Origin of the sequence: Kordia aestuariivivens (assembly GCF_014397005.1) — a bacterium.
Lineage (GTDB): Bacteria > Bacteroidota > Bacteroidia > Flavobacteriales > Flavobacteriaceae > Kordia > Kordia aestuariivivens.
In genome coordinates, this window is the sequence record NZ_JACGWS010000038.1 from 1 (window position 1) to 844 (window position 844).

The window sequence follows — 844 nt, forward strand, 5'->3', positions numbered from 1 at the left end:
GACAATGACGGTTTCGGAATCTTTAACATCCGTAGTACAGAAAATCAAATTACTGGCGGAATGCTAATGGACATTGCTGTTACCTACCACGAAACTCCAGAAGATGCTGACAATGATGTAAATCCACTTGCAGATACCTATACCAATATCAACGCCTACAATCAAACGATTTATGTGCGTGTGGAGAATGTCCTTACGGGATGTTTCAATGTGGTTTCTTTAGCCTTAATCGTCTTTGATTCCCCAGAGATTGCTGCACTTGATGCGGTAAGTTTGGCTGAATGTGATGATATCACGGCAGATGGGATTGCACAATTCGATCTGACACAAAGTGAAGTAGAAATCCTAAACGGAGAAGATCCAACCACACATACGGTTCGCTACTATAACACTGAAGTAAATGCAATCGCTGGTTTAACAGCAGGAGAAATCAACAATATAAACGCATACAGTAACATTCCGCCAAGTCCACAAGTAATTTGGGTGCGTGTAGAAGATCAAGCAACAGGTTGTTTTAGTATTACCAACCTAACCCTGATTGTAAACGAACTTCCAGTGCTGACACAATTACCAGGACTCGACACCTGTGATGCGGTTTCTTTAAACGATGGAATCGAAGTATTTAACCTTACAAGCCTTGCAGAACAATTGCTCAACAATGTTCCAGGGATTAGTTTACAGTACTATGCAAATGCTGCTGATCTGGCAAGTGATACACCAATTGGCGATCCAACTGCGTACAGCAATGTAGAAATTGGAGTGCAAACGATCTTTGTATTGGCTACCAATGATACCACAGGTTGTGAAAACACCATTACTTTTGACATCAGGGTAAATCCATTGC

At 41.4% G+C, this 844-nt stretch carries 1 pseudogene; it reads left to right on the top strand.

Annotation, left to right across the window (positions count from 1 at the left end):
- Window positions 1–844 (top strand): annotated as a pseudogene (locus tag H2O64_RS23910) (CUB protein); the annotation flags it as partial.